Origin of the sequence: Streptomyces bicolor (assembly GCF_000719285.1) — a bacterium.
In the GTDB taxonomy this organism is placed as follows: Bacteria; Actinomycetota; Actinomycetes; order Streptomycetales; family Streptomycetaceae; genus Streptomyces; species Streptomyces bicolor.
This window is the reverse complement of sequence record NZ_JOFS01000026.1, coordinates 64,040-82,867: the sequence shown is the minus strand read 5'-3', so window position 1 is coordinate 82,867 and position 18,828 is coordinate 64,040. Positions and strand designations below refer to the sequence as shown.

Here is an 18,828-nt window from a genome sequence, read left to right as displayed (position 1 = left end):
TCGGGGCCGGAGTCGCCCTGGGCTCGGGCGCGTTGACGCGTGCCCCGCGTGGATCAGCGGCTGCCGTCGAGGATGACGCGCGCGACCAGGGCCGGGTCGTCGTTCATCGGGCAGTGGCCGCAGCCGGGCAGCCGGACGAGGCGCGCCCGGGGAATGACCTGCTTGGCACGCACCCCCTGGCGGCGCACGAGCAGCCGGTCGCGGGTGCCCCAGGCCACGGTGACCGGGATCTCGGGGATGTCGTCGGTGAACCGCACGGCCCGGCCGGCCCGGAGGGTCTGGTCGAATCCCGTGGCCCGGGCCAGCGCGAGCGTCTCGGCGACCACGGCCTCGGGTGACCGGCGGCCGGGGCGGGCGTAGATCGTGCTCGTCAGGACCGTACGGCCGGCTGCCGACCGGGACAGCTGCTCGACCAGCGGCAACGGCAGCCGCTGGGAGATCTGCCGCATCGCCAGCAGCACGCCGAAGGCGTAGCGACGCTCGGCCTCGGACCAGAACCCGGCGGGGGAGAGGGCGGTGACGGTCCGCACGAGCTTCTCGCGGCCCAGCTCCAGGGCGATGAGACCGCCCAGCGAGTTGCCCACGACATGCGGCCGGTCCAGCTCCATGGCCTCGCAGAAGGCACCGAACACGGCCGCCGTCGTGGCCAGGTCGTAGGAGAGGTCGTCCGGCAGGCCCGGGGACGCCCCGAACCCGGGCAGATCCACGGAGATCACGTCGCGCTCGGTCGCGAGGATGTCCACCACCGGGTCCCAGACCTGCCGGTGGTGGCCGATGCCGTGCAGCAGGAGCAGCGGTTCACCGCTCCCCACGCGCGCGTATTCGACGCTCACGCTCTGCGGGCCGCGGGGAGAGGGGACCTGGAAGGAGACGGTGGCGGACATGGGTGCTCCTCGTCTGGGACACGCTGACGGACGGCCTTGGACAGCTTGTCAGCAATTGCTACTGGCGGGTAGACCTTGCTGGTCGCCGATCACGGCGGATACGCGGAGCCCAACGGGCCGTGCGCGCCCCGGGGTTGAGCGCCACCGACCCGGGGTGACCGATGTCGCCTGGACACCGCCGGACGCGTCGGCTGGGATGGTGCAGTGACCACCGAAACCGAGACCGACGTCTTCGAAGAGCACCGCCCCGTCCTCCTGGGGGTCGCCTACCGCATGCTCGGCCGCGTCGCCGACGCGGAGGACGTGGTGCAGGAGGCCTGGCTGCGCTGGTCCGGCGCCGACCGGTCGGAGGTGCGCGAACCGCGCGCGTACCTGGTGCGCATCACCACCCGCCTCGCCATCGACCGGCTGCGCCAGGTCAAGGCGCGAGGTGAGACCTACGTCGGCCCCTGGCTGCCGGAGCCGTACGTCACCGACTTCGGGGACACCGTGCCGGACACGGCCGAGCGGGCCGTCCTCGCCGACTCCGTCTCCCTCGCCGTCCTCGTCGTCCTGGAGTCGCTCTCTCCTCTGGAACGCGCGGTGTTCGTCCTGAGGGAGGCCTTCGGCTACCCGTACGCGGACATCGCCGTCATGCTCGACCGCGGCGAGGCGGCGGTGCGTCAGCTCGCCGGGCGGGCCCGCAAGCACGTCGAGGAGCGGCGGCCCCGCTACGAGGTCGATCCCACCCAGCGCCGCGACCTCACCGAGCGGTTCCTGGCCGCGGCCGCCGAGGGCGACCTCGAGGGGCTCATGTCGATGCTCGCCCCGGACGTCCGCCTCGTCGGCGACAGCGGCGGAAAGGCCAAGGCGCCGCTGCGCGTCCTGGAGACGGCCGACAAGGTGGGCCGCTTCATCGTCGGCGTCGCCCGGAAGGGTGTCGAGGACCTGTCCTGGCGGTTCCTGGAGATCAACGGCGGGCCCGCGGTGCTGACCCTGTCCGGCGGCAAGCCCGACGCGGTCTTCCAGATCGACGTCGTGGACGGGCGCGTGCAGGCCGTCTACATCATCCGCAACCCCGACAAGCTGCGGTCCCTCGACGCCGACTAGATCGCGGCGCCGCCGCTGCCCCCGTGAAGCCCCCGTCGTGTGACGGGGGCTTTGCCCGCACGTCAAAAAGTCGTTCCTGCGCCAACACGCCGTGAACGTTCCCGGGCAGCGTGTGCGTGCGGGTCACAAGGGATGGAGGATTGGTATTGACCAAGGTTGAGGGCCGTCCTATGGTCGCAGAGAAAGTGCAACAACCTTTAATAAACAAGGGCGCTAAAACGCCGCTGGGCCACGGCGATTGCGGAGGACAGGGTGGGGACCACGCAGCTGGAATCGGTGCCGGAACCGAAGTACTGGCACCTGAGGACCGTGCTCAGTGAAGCACTGGACTCCGAATTCACCGTGGGCGAGATCCTGCCCAACGAGCGCGACCTGGCCGCCCGCTTCGGCGTCGCCCGGGCCACGCTCCGCCAGGCTCTGGAGCAGCTGGAGCTGGAGGGCAGGCTGCAGCGCCGCCGAGGTGTCGGTACGACCGTGGCGCCGCCGCGCGTGGGCGTGGCCGTCGGCACCGAGCAGCACGCCTGGCCGGGCGCGGCCGACGACGTCTGGCAGCCCATGGACTGCACGCAGGCGGTGCCGCCCGCGTCCGTCGCCGACGCCCTGGAGACCGGGCGCGACGAGCCCGTGCACACCGTGCGCCGCTCCCGCGTGACGCACGGCCAGCCCGTCGCCGCCGAGCTGCTGTACATCCCGCAGTCGTCGGTGCCCGACCTCTCCGCCATAGACGCCCCGTCCGGAGCGGCACGCGCGCGTGCCGTGCTGCGCGAGCTGCAGCGCCTGGAACTGGAGGGTCAGGAGAGCGCCGTCGAACTGGGCTCGGCCCGCGCGGACGACGCCAAGGAGCTGGACCGGCTCCCGGGAGCGCCCGTTCTCGTCGTGACCACCCGCTACCTCGCCGGGGGCCGTACCGCCGCGCTCTCCGTCGCCACCTACCGCGCGGACACCTGCCGGCTGACCTTCGGCGACTCCGGCGGCGTGGAGATCCACCAGGACCCGGAGCGCCGGGCGTCCTGACCGCCGTACCGACGCATGTCCGGGCGACCTGACGTCCGTACCGACACCTGCCTCGCGCCCCGGACCGGCTCCGGGGCGCGACGCGTATCACCGGCACGGAACTCGTTGCACCACGCGTGAACGGCCGACCCACGGCCGACGCACAGGAGCGAGGTCAGCGCCGCCCCGTCACCGTTCCCTCCACCGCGAACAGCTGCTCCTCCACGTGGTCGAGCGCGAGCCGGAGCGCGCCCGTGGCCACCGCCGCCTCGCCGAGCAGGGAGAGGGCGACCTTCGGCGGGCGCAGGCAGTAGCGGGCCAGTTCGCGGCGCAGCGGCTCCAGTACGCCGTCCAGGCCGGACGCCCAGCCGCCGATGACGACCAGCTCGGGGTCGAGGGCGAGGACCAGCGCGGCCACGTCGTGGACGAGGCGCTGGATGAAGCGGTCGACGGCCGCGCGGGCCTGCTCGTCCCCCTCACGGGCCTGTGCGAAGACCGCCGCCACGGCGTGCTCGTCGAGGGGGCGCAGCGGCTCGTCCGTGGTGGACAGCAGCGTCTCCGGCGTCGCCTCGCGGCCCAGCAGATGCAGCGCGCCGATCTCGCCGGCCGCCCCGCCGAACCCCCGGTGCAACTGCCCGCCGATCAGCGAACCGGCGCCCGGGCTCAGCCCGGCGAGCACGAACACGACGTCGTCGGACTCGGTGGCCGAGCCCTTCCAGTGCTCGGCGACCGCCGCCGCGTTGGCGTCGTTCTCCACCAGGACCGGGCACTTGAAGGACCGGCTCAGCCGCTCGCCCAGCCGCAGCCCCGTCCACTCCGGCAGCGCGGCGCCCAGTCGCACGGTGCCGTCCGCCTCGACGATGCCCGGCGTCGCCACCCCCACGGCCCGCAGCGAGCCGCGCGCGACCCCGGCCCGGCGCAGCAGCTCGGCCACCGCCGTACGCACCTTCTCGAGCCGCTCGTCGGCCGGAGCCGTCTCGTCGACGTCCTTGATGATCGCGCCGAGCACCCGGCCGTCCAGGTCGGCGAGGAGCGCGGCGACCCGATGGGCCCCTATGTCCAGGCCCAGCAGATGCCCTGCCTCGGCCCGGAACCGGAACCGCCGTGCGGGCCGCCCCTGACGCCGTACGACGCTCTCGTCGGCCGCCTTCTCGACGACGTAACCCGCCTCGATGAGCCCCTCGACCACGCCCTCCACGGTGGGCCGGGACAGTCCGGTCACCCGGGTGATCTCCGTCAGTGTCGCGGCGTCCGTGGCACGCAGCGCGTGCAGCACCACCGCGGAGTTGATCCTTCGCAGCAGCGAGGGATCCCCGCCGGTCAGCCGCGCCAAAGTCCGTCCTCCCAGCTCGTGCGCATGTTGGCCGGATGGTACTCGCCATGGCGGACCCCGGCGAGTGGGGATCACGCACCGACTGGCGGCGGGCGGCTCACCCCGGCGTCACGAACCCCGACTCGTACGCCGTGATCACGGCCTGCGTGCGATCCCGTGCCCCCAACTTCGCCAGGACGGCACTCACATGCGACTTGACCGTCTCGGTTCCGACCACGAGCCGGGCGGCGATCTCCGCGTTCGACAGGCCCCGCGCCATCAGCCGCAGCACCTCGGCCTCCCGCTCGGTCAGCCGGGCCCGCTCCAGCACGGCGCGGGCCGCTCGGTTCCCGCCGTCGTCGCCGTACTGCGCGGCCAGCTGTCGTACGGAGGCCGGGAACAGCAGGGACTCTCCCTCGGCGACGAGCCGCACCGCGTGCACGATCTCCGCCGGCCGGGCCCGCTTGAGCAGGAAGCCGTCGGCGCCGGCCCGCAGCGCCTCGTACACGTACTCGTCGTTCTCGAAGGTCGTCACGACGACGATCTTCGGCGGCTCGTCGAACGTCCGCAGCACCGCGCGCGTGGCCTCGATCCCGTCCAGCAACGGCATCCGCACGTCCATGGCGACCACGTCGGGCCGCAGCTGCCGTACCAGCGGAATCACCGCCGCACCGTCGGCCGCCTCTCCGACGACCTCGATGTCGGGCTGAGCCTCCAGCACGGCCCGCAGACCGGCGCGTACGAGCGGTTCGTCGTCGACGAGGAGAACGGTGACCGGCATCCGGTCAGCCTAGATCAACTCAGCGGCAGCTCTACATGCACCTGCCAGTCACCGTCGTCGGGACCGGTTCGCGCGTGGCCGCCCAGCAGAGCGGCGCGCTCGCGTATGCCGCGCAGGCCGCTGCCTCTGCCGGGCCCGGGTATGCCGGCGGTGAGCGGATTGCGGATCTCGAGGGTGAGGGTGCCGTCCGCGACGGCGATGCGCACCAGGGCCGGAACGGAGCCCGCGTGCCGCAGCACGTTCGTCAGCGATTCCTGGAGGATGCGGTAGCCCTCCCGGGAGACCGGGCCGGGAACGGTGTCCAAGGGCCCGGTCATGTCGGCGTCCACCTTCGCGCCGGCCGCCCGCGCGGACTCCAGCAGGCGGTCGGCGTCCGTGAGCGTGGGCCGGCTGCTGACCGGCCGCTCCGACTCGCGCAGGATGCCGAGGACACGCTCCAGGTCCTCCAGGGCGGCCCGGCCCGTCTCCTCGATGGCGTCCAGGGCCCGGTCGGTGAACGCGGGATCACCGGCCGCACGGGCCGCACCCGCCTGAACGACCGCCACGGTCAGGGCATGGCCGATGGAGTCGTGGAGTTCGCGGGCGATACGGGTGCGTTCCAGGAGTTGCTCGGTGCGTGCCTCAAGGGCGGCGAGGCGCTCCGCCGGGGAGGGGCCCAGCAGTCGGAGGGCGAGTGCGGTGATGAGGTGGCCCGAGGCGACCACGGTCACCGCCAGTGTGACGAGCGCCAGGGGCACGAGCAGCAAGTGCCACCATGGGTGGCCCGGGAGGAACAACCCGCCGTCCCCGAAATCACGGCCCAACGGCGCTGACACCAAGTCCACCGTGACGAAGAGCAGTTGAGCGGTGACGATTGAGGTCGTGCAGCCGACGAGCAGCCGCGCCTCCAGCCACACGACGAGCCGCCCCCGGTCGCTCCAGGAGGCGGACGGCGCGACGACGATGTCGGCGCTCCCGCTGTCGGGCCGGTGACCGATCAGCAGCAGCCTCGCCTGCAGCCCCTCCACGGTGCGCATCGCGGGCACCAGACCGGCGGGGGCGAGCGCCGCGGCCGCCGCCAACCAGATCCACCACGCTTCCTGGACGAACAGCCACATGCTCGGCCACACGATGGCGACGAGCAGATGCAGCCAGCGTGTGTACGTCACCGCCCGTCCGAACGGGCGCAGCAAGCGGGTCATTCCGTCATCGTGCCAGCCGCCACTGACAACGGACTTCCCCCGCACGGGGGAGACGATCTCCACCCGCGGGGGAGGACCCGCACCGGCCCCGGCGGCCAGGCTGCTGCCATGACCAGCATCGAAGTCCAGTCCCTCACCAAGGAGTTCGGCACCCGGCGAGCCGTGGACGACCTCACCTTCACCGTCCTCCCCGGCCGCGTCACCGGCTTCCTCGGCCCCAACGGCGCCGGAAAGTCCACCACCATGCGACTCGTGCTCGGCCTCGACCGGCCGACCTCCGGCACCGCCACCATCGGCGGCCGCCCCTACCCGACCCTGCGCGAACCCCTGCGCCACGTAGGCGCGTTGCTCGACGCCGGGGCCGCGCACGGCTCGCGCACCGCCCGGGACCATCTGCGCGTCCTGGCGGCGAGCAACCGCATCCCGAGCACGCGCGTCGACGAGGTGCTTCAGGAGACAGGCCTCGCATCGGTGGCGCGGCGCCGGGTGAAGACGTACTCGCTGGGCATGCGCCAGCGGCTCGGCATCGCCGCCGCACTCCTCGGTGACCCCGAGGTGGTCATGCTCGACGAGCCGTCCAACGGCCTCGACCCCGAAGGCATCGTGTGGATCCGGGAACTGATGCGGCGCCTGGCGGATCAGGGCCGGACGGTCCTCGTCTCCAGCCACCTCATGAAGGAGACCGCATCCTTCGCCGACCACCTCGTGGTCCTCGGCCGCGGGCGCCTGCTGGCCGACACCCCGATGCGGGAGTTCATCCACGCGCGCGTGCGGCCGAGCGTGCGGATCCGCACCACGGACGACACCGCACTCACAGCCGCCCTCGCCCGGCACGGTCACGAAGCCGTCCCGCACGACGACGGGCACTGGACCGTGCACCACGCGCGCGTGGACGACATCGGCCGCATCGTCTCGGAAGCGAGGGTTCCGCTCCTCGAACTCGCCGCCGAAGAAGGCACGTTGGAGCAGGCCTATTTCGATCTCACCGCGGCCGAGGCCGAGTTCACCACCCAGCCCCAGGAGGCCTGACCATGACATTCGCACCCGTGCTCCGCGCCGAGTGGCTCAAGATCCGCACCCTCCGTTCGCTTCCGGGAGCGCTGCTGGCACTGTTCGCCGTGACCACGGCGTTCTCGGCGGTGGCCGGCCTCGACGGGAGCTCCGACCCGGAGTTCGACCCGCTGTTCACGGCCCTGTCCGGGATCCTGCCCGGCCAGATCGCGGCCATCTCGTTCGGCGCGCTGGCCGTGTCGTCGGAGTACCACGGGGGTGCGCTCCGACTGAGCCTCGCGGCGGTCCCGCAACGCGGACGCTGGTTCGCCGCCAAGGTGACGGCCATCGCCGTACCGGCCCTGTCGGCCGGACTGGTCACCGCCGTCGCCGCGCTCGCCGTCGCACGCGCCGGACTCGGCTCCGCGGCGGACGCGCTCACCGGGGCCGAGCAACTGCGCGGGATCCTGGGCTGCGGGATCTACCTCATGCTGATCGCCCTGTTCGCCGCGGGTCTCACCGCCCTGCTGCGCAGCGGAGTGGCCACGCTCTCCATCCTGATCCCGTTCATCCTCGTGGTGTCGTTCGTCATCGGCGACGCCGCGGGCACCGTCGCGGACTTCCTCCCCGACAAGGCCGGCCAGATCGCCCTTCACCAGACGTACGACGGCACGCTCGGGCCATGGTCGGGACTCGCGGTGACCGCCCTGTGGACGGGGGCCGCGCTGCTGGCGGGGGCTTGGAGCGTGCGGCGACGGGACGCCTGACCCGCGAGCCGACGGACGTCAACCCTCGGTGCTCTCCCGAGCCTCGGCCGCCACCCGCAGCCTGGCGAACTCCTGCGCCATCGTCGCCGCCGTCCAGTGCGCGTTGAGCCCGCTCGGATTCGGCAGCACCCACACGCGCGTCCCCCCGATCACCCGCTCCTGCGGACCCACCTGGGCCATGGGGGTCCCCCCGCTCGAGCGAATTCGAGAGTGGGGGAGGTCGTCGAACGCCGCCCGATACGCGGTGACGCCCACGACCGCCAGCCAACGCGGCCGCAACCGTGCCACCTTGGCCGCCAGCAGCCGCCCGCCCTCGCGGTACTCCTCGGCGCTCAGCTCGTCGGCCCGCGCGGTCGCCCTGGCGACGACGTTCGTGATGCCGAGCCCGTAGGAGAGCAACTCGCCCTGCTCCGACGGCTTCATGAGCCTCGGGGTGAACCCGGACAGGTGCAGGACCGGCCAGAAGCGATTGCCGGGGCGGGCGAAGTGATGGCCGGTCGCGGCCGTCATCAGACCGGGGTTGATGCCACAGAACAGCACGTGGAGGCCGTCCGCGACGACGTCCGGGACGAGTCGGTCGCGGGCGGCCTCCAGCTCCGCCGGGGTGAAGCGCGTCATGCCGTGAGGAGTGTCAGACGGAGGGCGTCACAGGATCGCCCCGGGCGTGTACCCGGCCGCTTCCGGCCGCTGCTTCACGATCTCCTCGATCCGCCCCACGACGACGCCCACCTGGTCGGCCGCCGCCCCCGTGAACGACAGCTTGTCCGCCATCAGCGCGTCCAGCCGGTCGCGGTCGAGCGGGATGCGCTCGTCGGCGGCGAGCTTGTCGAGGAGCTCGTTGCGCTCGGCGCCCTGCTCACGCATCGCCAGCGCGGAGGCGACCGCGTTCTCCTTGATCGCCTCGTGCGCCAGCTCACGGCCGACGCCCGCGCGCACCGCGCCCATCAGCACCTTGGTGGTGGCGAGGAACGGCAGGTAACGGTCCAGCTCACGCGCCACGACCGCCGGGAAGGCACCGAACTCGTCGAGCACCGTCAGGAACGTCTCCAGCAGACCGTCCAGCGCGAAGAACGCGTCCGGCAGCGCGACCCGGCGCACCACCGAGCAGGACACGTCGCCCTCGTTCCACTGGTCACCCGCCAGCTCGCCGGTCATGGAGGCGTAGCCGCGCAGGATGACCATCAGGCCGTTGACGCGCTCGCACGACCGCGTGTTCATCTTGTGCGGCATCGCGGAGGAGCCGACCTGGCCCGGCTTGAAGCCCTCGGTCACCAGCTCGTGCCCGGCCATCAGACGGATCGTCTTCGCCAGCGACGACGGCGCCGCCGCCAGCTGCACCAGGGCGGTCACGACCTCGTAGTCGAGCGAGCGGGGGTAGACCTGGCCGACCGATGTGAACGCCTGCGAGAAGCCCAGGTGCCCGGCGATCCGGCCCTCCAGGTCCGCCAGCTGCGAGGCGTCCCCGCCGAGCAGGTCGAGCATGTCCTGCGCCGTGCCCACCGGGCCCTTGATGCCGCGCAGCGGGTAGCGCCCGAGCAGCTCCTCGACCCGGCCGTACGCCACGAGCAGCTCGTCGGCGGCGGTCGCGAAGCGCTTGCCCAGCGTGGTGGCCTGCGCGGCCACGTTGTGCGAGCGGCCGGCCATGACCAGCTCGCCGTACTCCCCGGCCAGCTTGCCCAGGCGGGCCAGCACGGCAACCGTGCGGTCGCGCATCAGCTCGAGGGAGAGCCGGATCTGCAGCTGCTCGACGTTCTCCGTGAGGTCGCGGGACGTCATGCCCTTGTGTACGTGCTCGTGCCCGGCGAGGTCGTTGAACTCCTCGATCCGCGCCTTCACGTCGTGCCGCGTGACCTTCTCGCGCTCGGCGATCGAGGTCAGGTCGACGGTGTCCAGGACACGCTCGTAGTCGGCGATCGCCTCGTCCGGCACGTCGATGCCGAGGTCCTTCTGGGCCCGCAGCACGGCGAGCCAGAGCTGCCGCTCCAGCTTCACCTTCTGCTCGGGGGACCAGAGCGTGGCGAGCTCGGTGGAGGCGTAGCGTCCGGCGAGGACGTTCGGGATGCGGGGCTTGGCGGGCGCAGAAGTCACGTGCACGGAGTCTACCCGGCGTCCCGATGGGCCCGGATCGTCCCCACAGCGCACAGCACCCCAGGTCAGGGGTGTTCTTGACGCGGTCCTTCCGCCGGTCTGCGAGACGGATGCGAGGACGGACGCCGCAGGGTTCCACACGTCACCGATTTCGGCCCTACCGAGCGTGGCCATCGGAGTGAAACCGCCTGCCGCATACGGGCGATCGGGTGAATTCCCTCGGAGTCAACGCGTCGTGGTTTCCCTGGGCCTCCTTAACTCGTTCATAGTCTGCAGGTCGTGGCGAGTGTGAGCGTGTGGCATCACGGCTCCTGCGATGACCTTGCGAATCCCGCCAATCCGCAAGATCGCGTCAATGACCGACGTCGGTTTCCCCATTCCGCCTGAGAGAAAGACAACGAGAATGCGACAGGCCTTGGGCAAGGGACTGATCGTGGCCGCCGCCGCGACAAGCGCCCTGTCTCTATACGGCACATGCGCGTCCGCAGCCCCACGCATGCATGGGACCGTGGTGAACTCCGCTTCTGCACTGTCGGGCCATGCGGATCCATGGGACTCTGACGGGCTGGACGACCTGGACGGCAAATTCGTCGAGATGCAGGACAGATTCGGCGAGATGCAGGACAAATTCTATGACCTGAATGACAAACTCAGCAGGTTCCACGAGGGGGAGCCTGATTCCGGAAAAGACTCCTCCGGATACGGCGACTCCGGCTACGGCCACGAGAAGCCGAAGAACGACGGCTACGGCCATGAGAAGCCGAAGGATCACGGTTACGGCTACGAAAAGCCGAAGGATGACGGCTACGGCCACGAGAAGCCGAATGACGAGGGCTACGGCCACGAGAAGCCGAAGGATGACGGCTACGGCCACGAGAAGCCGAAGGATGACGGCTACGGCTACGGTTCCGAGGAGCCGAAGGACGACGGCTACGGCTATGGCTACGGCGAGGAGGAGCCGAAGGGCTACGGCTCCGAGGAGCCCAAGGGCTACGGCGACGACGGTTACGGCTACGGCGAGGAGGAAACGCCCACACCCGAACCCACGCCCACCGAGCCGCCCCACGAGCCCGAGCCGACGCCTCCTCCGGCCGAGCCCGAGAAGCCGGACCACCCCAAGATGCCCGAGACCGGCGCCGAGAGCGTCATCGCGGGTGCGGCCGCCAGTGGGGCGTTGCTGATCGCCGGAACCGTCCTGTACCGGCGGAGCCGGGCCGCGTCCCGCCAGTAGAGCACCGGGCGCCGGGGGACGGTCCCTCACCGCGCTGCCCATGGCACGCGCGGTGGCGGGAGGCCGCCCCTGGCCCCCGGCCGCGGCCCCGCGGGCCTACGCCGCGGGGCCCTCGTACGGCAGCAGCTCGGGCCGCTTCGCCGGCAGCCCGTCCCCCGACGACCGCCCCGTCAGCCGCCGTCCGATCCACGGCAGCAGATGCTGCCGGGCGAACCGCACGTCCGCGGCCCGCCGCGTGACCCACCCGGGCGGCGCCGCGGCCGGCATCGGCGTACGCCACTCAGCATCCTCGGGGTCGTAGCCGAGCGTCTGCCACACCGCCTCCGCGACCCGCCGATGCCCCTCGGCCGTCAGATGCAGCCGGTCCACGTCCCACAGGCGGGGGTCGGCGAGCGACGGGGCACCGTACAGGTCGACGACGACCGCGCCGTGCCGCTCCGCCAGCTCGTCGACGCAGGCGAACAGCTCCTCCATGCGCGGCCGGAACCGCTCCAGGACCGGGCCCTGGCGGCCGGGGCTGCGCATCAGGACCAGCTGCTTGCAGGACGGGGCGAGCGTCTCCACGGCCTGTTCCAGGAGCCCGCGCACCCACCCCATGTCGCACTTGGGCCGCAGCGTGTCGTTGAGCCCGCCGACCAGCGTGATCACATCGGCTTCCATCGCGGCCGCCACGCCGACCTGCTCCTCCACGATCTGCCCGATCAGCTTCCCGCGCACCGCGAGGTTGGCGTACCGGAAACCGGGCGTACGGGCGGCCATCCGCCCGGCGAGGAGATCGGCCCAGCCCCGGTAGGAGCCGTCCGGGAGCAGGTCCGACATGCCCTCGGTGAAGGAGTCGCCGACTGCGACAAGGCTGGTGTGTGTGGGGTTCGTGTGCATGGCGACAGAGATGGTATCCCGGGCTCCATACCCGCCGGTCGGTCGGCCCGGTCTCACCCGGACCAGGCTCCCGGGCCACCGTCTGAACCCGGCCGTCAGGCCCGCTGCCCGAACAGCTCCCGCAGCACGTCCTCCATGGTCACCACCCCCGCCAGCCGGCCGTCGCCGCCGAGTACGGCGGCCAGATGCGTGCGGCTGCCCCGCATCGCCGTGAGGACGTCGTCCAGCCGCGTGCTCTCCCGCACGCGCGCGATGGGCCGCATGTCCCGCACCTGGAACGGCACATCCCGCGGAGCGGCGTCCAGCGCGTCCTTCACATGCAGGTAGCCGACGATGCGGCGGCCCTCGTCGACGACCGGGAACCGGGAGAACCCCGACTCGGCGGAGAGCCGCTCCAGCTCCTCCGGCGTGACGCCCACGCGCGCGTAGACGACGCGTTCCAGCGGGAGCACCACGTCGCGCACCGGCCGGCGGCCCAGCTCCAGGGCGTCGTGCAGCCGCTCCCGCGCGCGCTCGTCGATCAGGCCGGCCTCGCCTGAGTCACGCACCAGCCGGGCCAGCTCGGCGTCCGAGAAGGTCGCCGTCACCTCGTCCTTGGTCTCGACGCGCAGCAACTTCAGCAGCGCGTTGGCGAACGCGTTGATCGTGAAGATCACCGGCCGCACCGCCCGCGCCAGCGTGACCAGCGGCGGACCGAGCAGCAGGGCGCTGCGCACCGGCTCGGCCAGCGCGATGTTCTTCGGCACCATCTCACCGAGCAGCATGTGCAGATACGTCGCCAGTGCCAGCGCGATCACGAAGGACACCGCGTGCCCGGCGCTCTCCGGCACGCCCACCGCGTGGAACACCGGCTCCAGGAGGTGCTCGATGGCGGGTTCCGCGACCACACCGAGCACCAGCGTGCACAGCGTGATGCCGAGCTGTGCCGCGGCCATCAGGGCGGACACGTGCTGCAGACCCCACAGCACGCTCTTGGCGCGCCGGTCGCCCTGGTCGGCGTACGGCTCGATCTGCGAGCGCCGCACCGAGATCAGGGCGAACTCGGCGCCCACGAAGAAGGCGTTGACGACCAGCGTCAGGAAACCGATGAAGAGCTGTACGGCGGTCATCGCCCGTCCTCCTCCTTCGCGTCCTCCGCCGAGACGTCCAGCGGCGCGTGCAGCAGCACCCGCGCGGCCCGGCGACCCGTGGCGTCCACGACGTCGAGGAGCCAGCCGGCGACCTCGACACGGTCACCGACGGCGGGGATGCGGCCGAGTTCGGTGGCGACCAGACCGGCCAGCGTCTCGTACGGCCCCTCGGGCGCACGCAGGCCCACGCGCGCGAGCTGGTCCGAGCGCGCCGAACCGTCGGCCGAGAACAGTGCCCGGCCCTCGTCGTCGCGCCCGGCGGTGGCCAGGTCGGGCGTCTCGTGCGGGTCGTGCTCGTCCCGCACCTCGCCGACGACCTCCTCGACGATGTCCTCCAGCGTCGCCACGCCCGCCGTGCCGCCGTATTCGTCGATGATCACCGCCATGGTGCGCTTGCCGGACAGGCGGTCGAGGAGCCGGTCGACGGTGAGCGTCTCGGGGACGAGGAGCGGCTCGCGCATCAGCTCGGCGACGGAGACACGGGCTCGGCGTTCGGCGGGCACCGTCAGGATGTCCTTGATGTGCGCGGTGCCCACGACCGAGTCGAGGCTGCCGCGATAGACCGGGAACCGGGACAGCCCGGTCGCCCGCGTCGCGTTCGCCACGTCCTCGCAGGTCGCCTGGGCATCGAGGGCGACCACCTGGACGCGCGGGGTCATGACGTTCTCCGCGGTCAGATCGGCCAGGTTCAGGGTGCGTACGAAGAGCTCGGCGGTGTCGGCCTCCAGGGCGCCCTCGCGGGCGGAGTGCCGGGCGAGGGCGGCCAGTTCCTGGGGTCCGCGCGCGGCCGCCAGCTCCTCGGTCGGTTCCACGCCGAAGCGGCGCACTATGCGGTTCGCCGTGTTGTTGAGATGGGTGATGAAGGGCCGGAAGATCGCGCTGAACCAGCGCTGCGCGTTCCCGACCCGCTTGGCCACGGCCAGGGGCGAGGAGATCGCCCAGTTCTTGGGCACCAGTTCGCCGACGACCATCAGGACGACGGTCGACAGGGCGGTGCCGATCACCAGCGCGATCGAACTCGCCGTCGAGCGGGAGAGGCCGAGCGACTCCAGCGGGCCCGCGAGCAGCGCGGCGATCGACGGCTCGGCGAGCATGCCGACGACCAGGTTGGTGACGGTGATCCCGAGCTGTGCGCCGGAGAGCTGGAACGTCAGATTCCGTACGGCCCTGAGGGCACCGACGGCGCCGCGCTCGCCGCGCTCCGCGGCGCGCTCCAGCTCGCTTCGCTCGACGGTGGTCAGCGAGAACTCGGCCGCGACGAAGGCGCCACAGGCGAGCGACAGCAGGATCGCCACCAGAAGGAGGAGCACTTCGGTCATCGGGTCACCTCTGTCCCATCGTCGGACAGGGTGGGGAGGATCGCGCGATGTCGTCTACTGGGAGGCTCGCCCATGGGCGGACGCTCACACCTTTCATTGGAGGACCGAAGCGGTCCCCCAATAGTAAAGGACGGGCAAAGGGTTTCGGTCGGGTGATCGGACGGTGCTCGGTCGGGCGGTGGTCAGTCGGTGAGGTACTTCACCCACCGCCGCCACTGCTCCTCGGGCGCGTACCCCGCAGCGCGCCAGGCATGGTGCGCGGTCTCGTTGCGCTGCAGCACCATCGCGTCGCCCCGGCGCCCGCCGAGCCGTACGAACCTCTCCTCCGCGGCGGCCAGCAGCGCCGAGCCGATGCCCCCGCGGCGCCGCTCAGGGTGTACCGCCAGCCGGTACAGGTGACAGCGCCAGCCGTCGAAGCCCGCGATCACCGTGCCGACCAGCTCGCCGTCCAGCTCCGCCAGGATCAGCGCCTCGGGATCGCGGGCGATCAGCCGCTCCACGCCGTCCCGGTCGTCGCTGATGCTGGTGCCCTCCGCGGCCTTCTTCCAGAAGGCCAGCACGGTGTCGAGGTCGTCGGCCGTGGCGGCCCGCGTCCGCAGATCAGTCATGGTCCGATCCCATCACCGTCGGCGAAACGGGACACGGCATTCCGGTATCCGGACGACTACTCGCCGCGCAGCCGCTCGATCACCGGCGCGAACGCCTCCATGTACGGCTCCAGGACGGTCAGATACGAGAACCCGTACCGCTCGCGCCTGGTCAGCACCTGTTCGGTGATCTCCTCCAGGGTGCCGACGAGGCCGATGGGCAGCGCGAGGATCTGGTCCAGGGTCAGGTTCGGGATGCGCTCCAGGAAGGGCTGGACCGCGGCCTCGCGGTCCTCGGTGACGATGACCATCTGGAGAAGGAGGTTCAGCTCAGCCGGTTCCTTTCGACCGGCCGCAAGCTCGCGGTAGTGCCCGACGCGCTCGTCGAGCTCCTCGGCCGTGATCGGCGCCAGCTGTCCCGTCGTACTCCCCGGCACCGAGCGCGCACCCGTGAACGCCGCGATGTCCGCGTGCTCGGCGGTCAGGCGCAGCATGCGGTCCCCGTTGGCGCCGATGAGCAGCGGCACGTGGGGCTTCTGCACCGGCTGGGGCTGGTGTTCCTCGGAGGCGAGCAGCCGCTCCAGCTCCTCGACCGTGCGCCGCAGATGGTCCACGCGCTCGCCCGGCGACCCCCACGGCAGACCGGCCGTGTCGTGTTCCGCCCGTACGTAGCCGGTGCCCAGTCCGAGTTCGAGGCGTCCGCCCGTGAGGGCATCGGTCGTGGCCACCTCCCGGGCGAGCAGGGTGGGGTTCCAAAACCCCGCGTTGAGCACGAACGTGCCCAGCCTGGGCCGCTCGGTCGCCTCCGCCGCCGCGACCAGGGCCGGGAACGGCGCGGGCATGCCCAGATGGTCGGGGACCAGGATCACGTCGTAGCCGAGCTCCTCGGCCCTGCGGCACTTGGCCCGCCACTCGTCGGCCGGGGCGGGGGTCATCAGATTGACGCCGAAGCGGAACGGACGCGGGCTCACCGGTTGCGACATGAACTCTCCTCACCTGCACGGGACTTGAGTGCCTGCCGCGATTCCATCACTCGTGCGCGATGGCCGCCAGCACATTCATGCGCGATGCACGCAACGCGGGCAGCAGTGCCGCCACGACGCCGACGACGGCCGAGCCGATCACCACCGCGACGATCGTGCTCCAGGGGATCGCCAGCGCCGTCATGCCCTGCAGTGCCAGCACCTGCTGGGTGCACACGCCCCACACCAGCCCCAGCGCCAGACCCAGGACGGCGCCGAACACGGCGATCACCACCGACTCCAGCCGGATCATGCGCCGCAGCTGCCGCCGGGCCAGCCCGATGGCCCTGAGCAGCCCGATCTCCCGGGTGCGTTCGACGACCGACAGGGCGAGGGTGTTGACGACGCCCAGCACCGCGATGATGATCGCGAGCCCGAGGAGGGCATAGACGAGGTAGAGCAGTACGGCGATCTGGTCGTGCACAAGCTCCTTGTAGTCGGCGATGTCCCGGACCTGCACCTGCGGATACGGGTCGAGCGTCTTCTCGAGGCCGGCGCGCAGGTCGCCGGTGCCGGTGCCGGCGGCGGCGTTGACGTACACGGCCGCGTCCTGCCCGCCCGGCGCGTACTTCCGCAGCGTGGCCAGGCCGAAGTAGATCCCGCCCTGGCTGCCGAAGCCGTCCGCGGACTCCTGGTCGGTGAGGGCGCCCACCGTCAGCTCGGCCCGTCGGTCGCCCTGGAACTCGACGGGGAGCGTGTCGCCGACGCGTACGCCGTGGTCCTCGGCGAAGTCCTTGTCCATGGCGAGGTGCCCGTCCGCGAGCGCGGCCGCGGAATCACCCTGGGCGTAGGTGATGTTCGCGACCTCGTCGAGCTGCGGTTCGTAGGCCGCGGCGGTCGTCTTCACGCGGTCCCCGTCCGGCAGGCGCACCGCGATCGTCGTGAACTGCGAGCGCACGACCAGCCCCACGCCCTCGGTGCCGGCGATCCGGTCGGTGATCTCCCGGGGGAACGGCACGAAGTTGCTGTTCTGCACCACGAAGTCGGCGCCGAGCGTCTTGTCGATCTGCTCGTCGAACGACTTGGTCATCGAGGCGCTCGCCACCGACATACCGCCGACCAGCGCGAGGCCCACCATGAGCGCGGCCGCCGTGGCCCCGGTCCGGCGCGGGTTGCGCAGGGCGTTGCGCTGGCTCATCCGGCCGATGGGGCCGAACAGCGCCGGGAAGGCGCCGCCGAGTACCCGGATCACGGGCCGTACGAGGAGCGGTCCCGCGATCACGGTCGCGATGAGGGTCAGCAGGACGCCGAGACCGAGCAGGGACGCCGCCGACGACGTCTGCGACGACACGGCACAGCCCACGAGCGCCGCCACCCCGGCCGCCCCGACCAGCGAGCCCGCCACCGCGCGCATCCGCAGCGGCCGGCCGATGTCGGCGATCTCCGCGTCGGCGAGGGCCGCCATCGGTGAGACGGCGGCCGCGCGGCGGGCCGGGAGGTACGCCGCGACGAAGGTGACGCCGAGGCCGACGACGTACGCGGTGAACGGGGTCACCCACCCGATGACCATCTCGTTCGCCCGGATGTTCATGCCCATCAGGCCCATCAGCTCGATGAGTCCGACGGCCAGCCCGATGCCGGCGGCGAGGCCCAGCGTCGAGCCGACCACCCCGAGCAGCAGGGCCTCGGTGAGGACCGAGCGCCGCACCTGGCGCCGGTCGGCGCCGAGCGCCCGCAGCAGGCCGAGCTCGCGGGTGCGCTGGGCGATCAGCATGGAGAACGTGTTGACGATCAGGAAGACGCCCACCAGGACAGCGACGCCGGCGAATCCCAGCATCACGTACTTGATGATGTCGAGGAATCCGCCCAGCTGTTCGACGTCCGATTCGGCCTGCTCCTCGGCGGTGCGCAGCTCGTAGGCGTCCGTGTTCAGCTCGGCCGCCACACGCCGCATCAGCTCCGCGTCGCTGACGCCCTCGGCCGCGTCCACCGAGATGCCGGTGGCACCCCGCGGGTCGCCCAGCAGCTTCGTCCGCGCGGTCTCGGTGTCGAAGAAGACCAGGGCGGCACCGGGGTTGGTGGTGGTGAAGGTGGCGATCCCGACGACCTCGACCGGGAAGGAGCCCTCCTGTCCGATGACCGTGAGACGGTCGCCGATCCGAACGTCCTTGCTGTCGGCGGTGTCCGCGTCGATGAGCACCTGCCCGTCGCCCTGCGGGGCGTGGCCGGAGGTGAGCTCCACGGGGCTGCGCTCGGTCGGGTTCCAGGCGGTGCCGATCGTGGGGGCGCCGGTGGTCGGGCCCACCGAACGACGGTCCTCGTCGGCGACGGTGATGCCGTCCACGTCCACGTCAGCGCGGGCCGCCGAGACGCCGTCGACCTGGGCGATGCGGTCGGCGAGCGAGGCCGGCAGGGTCAGGGTCTGTCCCGAGGGGATCGTCTCGTCGAGGGTCTCTTTCGGGGTGACGGTGACGTCGGCGGCGGTCGAGGCGAAGAGCCGGTCGAAGGTGCGGCTGACGGTGTCCGAGAAGATCAGGCTTCCCGCGACGAACGCCACGGAGAGGATCACCGCCAGGGCGGAGAGCAGCAGCCGCCCCTTGTGGGCGAGGAAGCTCCGGAGCGTCGCCTTCAGCAC

At 71.7% G+C, this 18,828-nt stretch carries 17 protein-coding genes; 5 read left to right on the top strand and 12 right to left on the bottom strand.

All coding sequences use genetic code 11. The features are described 5' to 3' along the window. Positions 1 to 53: 53 nt before the first annotated feature. A complete protein-coding gene (locus tag IF78_RS0129750) occupies positions 54 to 884 on the bottom strand; it encodes an alpha/beta fold hydrolase (RefSeq protein WP_031485970.1) in 831 nt (276 codons plus the stop codon). A 204-nt stretch (positions 885 to 1,088) separates the two neighbouring features. Here IF78_RS0129750 and IF78_RS0129745 point away from each other — a divergent pair, with 204 nt between their 5' ends. Both IF78_RS0129745 and IF78_RS0129740 read left to right on the top strand, forming a co-directional pair. Further along, positions 1,089 to 1,973 (top strand): RNA polymerase sigma-70 factor, encoded by an 885-nt coding sequence (locus IF78_RS0129745; RefSeq protein ID WP_031485969.1) that lies wholly within the window; start codon positions 1,089 to 1,091, stop codon positions 1,971 to 1,973. Positions 1,974 to 2,225: 252 nt separating this feature from the next. Beyond that, on the top strand, positions 2,226 to 2,987 hold the full coding sequence (locus IF78_RS0129740; protein WP_031485968.1) for a GntR family transcriptional regulator: 762 nt from the start codon (positions 2,226 to 2,228) through the stop codon (positions 2,985 to 2,987). 154 nt (positions 2,988 to 3,141) lie between these two features. Here the strand turns inward: IF78_RS0129740 and IF78_RS0129735 are convergent, their stop codons facing one another. From IF78_RS0129735 to IF78_RS0129725, 3 genes are all read right to left on the bottom strand, one after another. Continuing rightward, complete coding sequence (locus tag IF78_RS0129735; RefSeq protein WP_031485967.1) at positions 3,142 to 4,299, bottom strand: ROK family protein; 1,158 nt, start codon at positions 4,297 to 4,299, stop codon at positions 3,142 to 3,144. A gap of 97 nt (positions 4,300 to 4,396) precedes the next feature. Beyond that, positions 4,397 to 5,059, bottom strand: a complete 663-nt coding sequence (locus tag IF78_RS0129730) for a response regulator transcription factor (RefSeq protein WP_031485966.1) — start codon at positions 5,057 to 5,059, stop codon at positions 4,397 to 4,399. 14 nt (positions 5,060 to 5,073) lie between these two features. Next, positions 5,074 to 6,240, bottom strand: a complete 1,167-nt coding sequence (locus tag IF78_RS0129725; RefSeq protein ID WP_031485965.1) for a sensor histidine kinase — start codon at positions 6,238 to 6,240, stop codon at positions 5,074 to 5,076. 108 nt (positions 6,241 to 6,348) lie between these two features. Between IF78_RS0129725 and IF78_RS0129720 the strand changes: the two genes are divergently transcribed. Together IF78_RS0129720 and IF78_RS0129715 are read left to right on the top strand one after the other, a co-directional pair. After that, positions 6,349 to 7,269 (top strand): ATP-binding cassette domain-containing protein, encoded by a 921-nt coding sequence (locus IF78_RS0129720; RefSeq protein ID WP_031485964.1) that lies wholly within the window; start codon positions 6,349 to 6,351, stop codon positions 7,267 to 7,269. 2 nt (positions 7,270 to 7,271) lie between these two features. Next, positions 7,272 to 7,997, top strand: a complete 726-nt coding sequence (locus tag IF78_RS0129715) for an ABC transporter permease (protein WP_031485963.1) — start codon at positions 7,272 to 7,274, stop codon at positions 7,995 to 7,997. Positions 7,998 to 8,015: 18 nt separating this feature from the next. Here IF78_RS0129715 and mug read toward each other — a convergent pair whose 3' ends face one another. Together mug and purB are read right to left on the bottom strand one after the other, a co-directional pair. Next, positions 8,016 to 8,615: a G/U mismatch-specific DNA glycosylase gene (gene mug, locus IF78_RS0129710; RefSeq protein ID WP_031485962.1), complete on the bottom strand. Its 600-nt coding sequence runs from the start codon at positions 8,613 to 8,615 to the stop codon at positions 8,016 to 8,018. 27 nt (positions 8,616 to 8,642) lie between these two features. Continuing rightward, positions 8,643 to 10,085, bottom strand: coding sequence for an adenylosuccinate lyase (purB, locus tag IF78_RS0129705; RefSeq protein WP_031485961.1), 1,443 nt, complete (start codon positions 10,083 to 10,085; stop codon positions 8,643 to 8,645). Between the two features lie 355 nt (positions 10,086 to 10,440). Here purB and IF78_RS45150 point away from each other — a divergent pair, with 355 nt between their 5' ends. Continuing rightward, on the top strand, positions 10,441 to 11,316 hold the full coding sequence (locus IF78_RS45150; RefSeq protein WP_158751531.1) for a hypothetical protein: 876 nt from the start codon (positions 10,441 to 10,443) through the stop codon (positions 11,314 to 11,316). 96 nt (positions 11,317 to 11,412) lie between these two features. Here IF78_RS45150 and IF78_RS0129695 read toward each other — a convergent pair whose 3' ends face one another. The 6 genes from IF78_RS0129695 to IF78_RS0129670 all read right to left on the bottom strand — a co-directional run bounded on the left by IF78_RS0129695 (position 11,413) and on the right by IF78_RS0129670 (position 18,828). Beyond that, positions 11,413 to 12,195 carry an SGNH/GDSL hydrolase family protein gene (locus tag IF78_RS0129695; RefSeq protein ID WP_031485960.1) on the bottom strand — a complete coding sequence of 261 codons (783 nt, stop codon included), beginning with the start codon at positions 12,193 to 12,195 and terminating at the stop codon, positions 11,413 to 11,415. Positions 12,196 to 12,290: 95 nt separating this feature from the next. Further along, positions 12,291 to 13,304 carry a hemolysin family protein gene (locus tag IF78_RS0129690; protein ID WP_031485959.1) on the bottom strand — a complete coding sequence of 338 codons (1,014 nt, stop codon included), beginning with the start codon at positions 13,302 to 13,304 and terminating at the stop codon, positions 12,291 to 12,293. Continuing rightward, positions 13,301 to 14,644: a hemolysin family protein gene (locus IF78_RS0129685; RefSeq protein WP_031485958.1), complete on the bottom strand. Its 1,344-nt coding sequence runs from the start codon at positions 14,642 to 14,644 to the stop codon at positions 13,301 to 13,303. Before IF78_RS0129685 ends, IF78_RS0129690 begins: the two co-directional genes overlap by 4 nt. 182 nt (positions 14,645 to 14,826) lie before the next feature. Continuing rightward, on the bottom strand, positions 14,827 to 15,252 hold the full coding sequence (locus IF78_RS0129680) for a GNAT family N-acetyltransferase (RefSeq protein WP_031485957.1): 426 nt from the start codon (positions 15,250 to 15,252) through the stop codon (positions 14,827 to 14,829). Positions 15,253 to 15,308: 56 nt separating this feature from the next. After that, on the bottom strand, positions 15,309 to 16,214 hold the full coding sequence (locus IF78_RS0129675) for an LLM class F420-dependent oxidoreductase (RefSeq protein WP_031485956.1): 906 nt from the start codon (positions 16,212 to 16,214) through the stop codon (positions 15,309 to 15,311). 46 nt (positions 16,215 to 16,260) lie between these two features. Then, positions 16,261 to 18,828, bottom strand: a complete 2,568-nt coding sequence (locus IF78_RS0129670; RefSeq protein WP_031485955.1) for an ABC transporter permease — start codon at positions 18,826 to 18,828, stop codon at positions 16,261 to 16,263.

Bases quoted from the DNA above. Each gene is read 5' to 3' on its own strand.
- IF78_RS0129750 (WP_031485970.1), bottom strand. From the start codon at position 884: ATGTCCGCCACCGTCTCCTTCCAGGTCCCCTCTCCCCGCGGCCCGCAG.
- IF78_RS0129730 (WP_031485966.1), bottom strand. From the start codon at position 5,059: ATGCCGGTCACCGTTCTCCTCGTCGACGACGAACCGCTCGTACGCGCC.
- IF78_RS0129725 (WP_031485965.1), bottom strand. From the start codon at position 6,240: ATGACCCGCTTGCTGCGCCCGTTCGGACGGGCGGTGACGTACACACGC.
- IF78_RS0129720 (WP_031485964.1), top strand. From the start codon at position 6,349: ATGACCAGCATCGAAGTCCAGTCCCTCACCAAGGAGTTCGGCACCCGG.
- IF78_RS0129715 (WP_031485963.1), top strand. From the start codon at position 7,272: ATGACATTCGCACCCGTGCTCCGCGCCGAGTGGCTCAAGATCCGCACC.
- mug (WP_031485962.1), bottom strand. From the start codon at position 8,615: ATGACGCGCTTCACCCCGGCGGAGCTGGAGGCCGCCCGCGACCGACTC.
- IF78_RS45150 (WP_158751531.1), top strand. From the start codon at position 10,441: ATGACCGACGTCGGTTTCCCCATTCCGCCTGAGAGAAAGACAACGAGA.
- IF78_RS0129695 (WP_031485960.1), bottom strand. From the start codon at position 12,195: ATGCACACGAACCCCACACACACCAGCCTTGTCGCAGTCGGCGACTCC.
- IF78_RS0129690 (WP_031485959.1), bottom strand. From the start codon at position 13,304: ATGACCGCCGTACAGCTCTTCATCGGTTTCCTGACGCTGGTCGTCAAC.
- IF78_RS0129685 (WP_031485958.1), bottom strand. From the start codon at position 14,644: ATGACCGAAGTGCTCCTCCTTCTGGTGGCGATCCTGCTGTCGCTCGCC.
- IF78_RS0129680 (WP_031485957.1), bottom strand. From the start codon at position 15,252: ATGACTGATCTGCGGACGCGGGCCGCCACGGCCGACGACCTCGACACC.
- IF78_RS0129675 (WP_031485956.1), bottom strand. From the start codon at position 16,214: ATGTCGCAACCGGTGAGCCCGCGTCCGTTCCGCTTCGGCGTCAATCTG.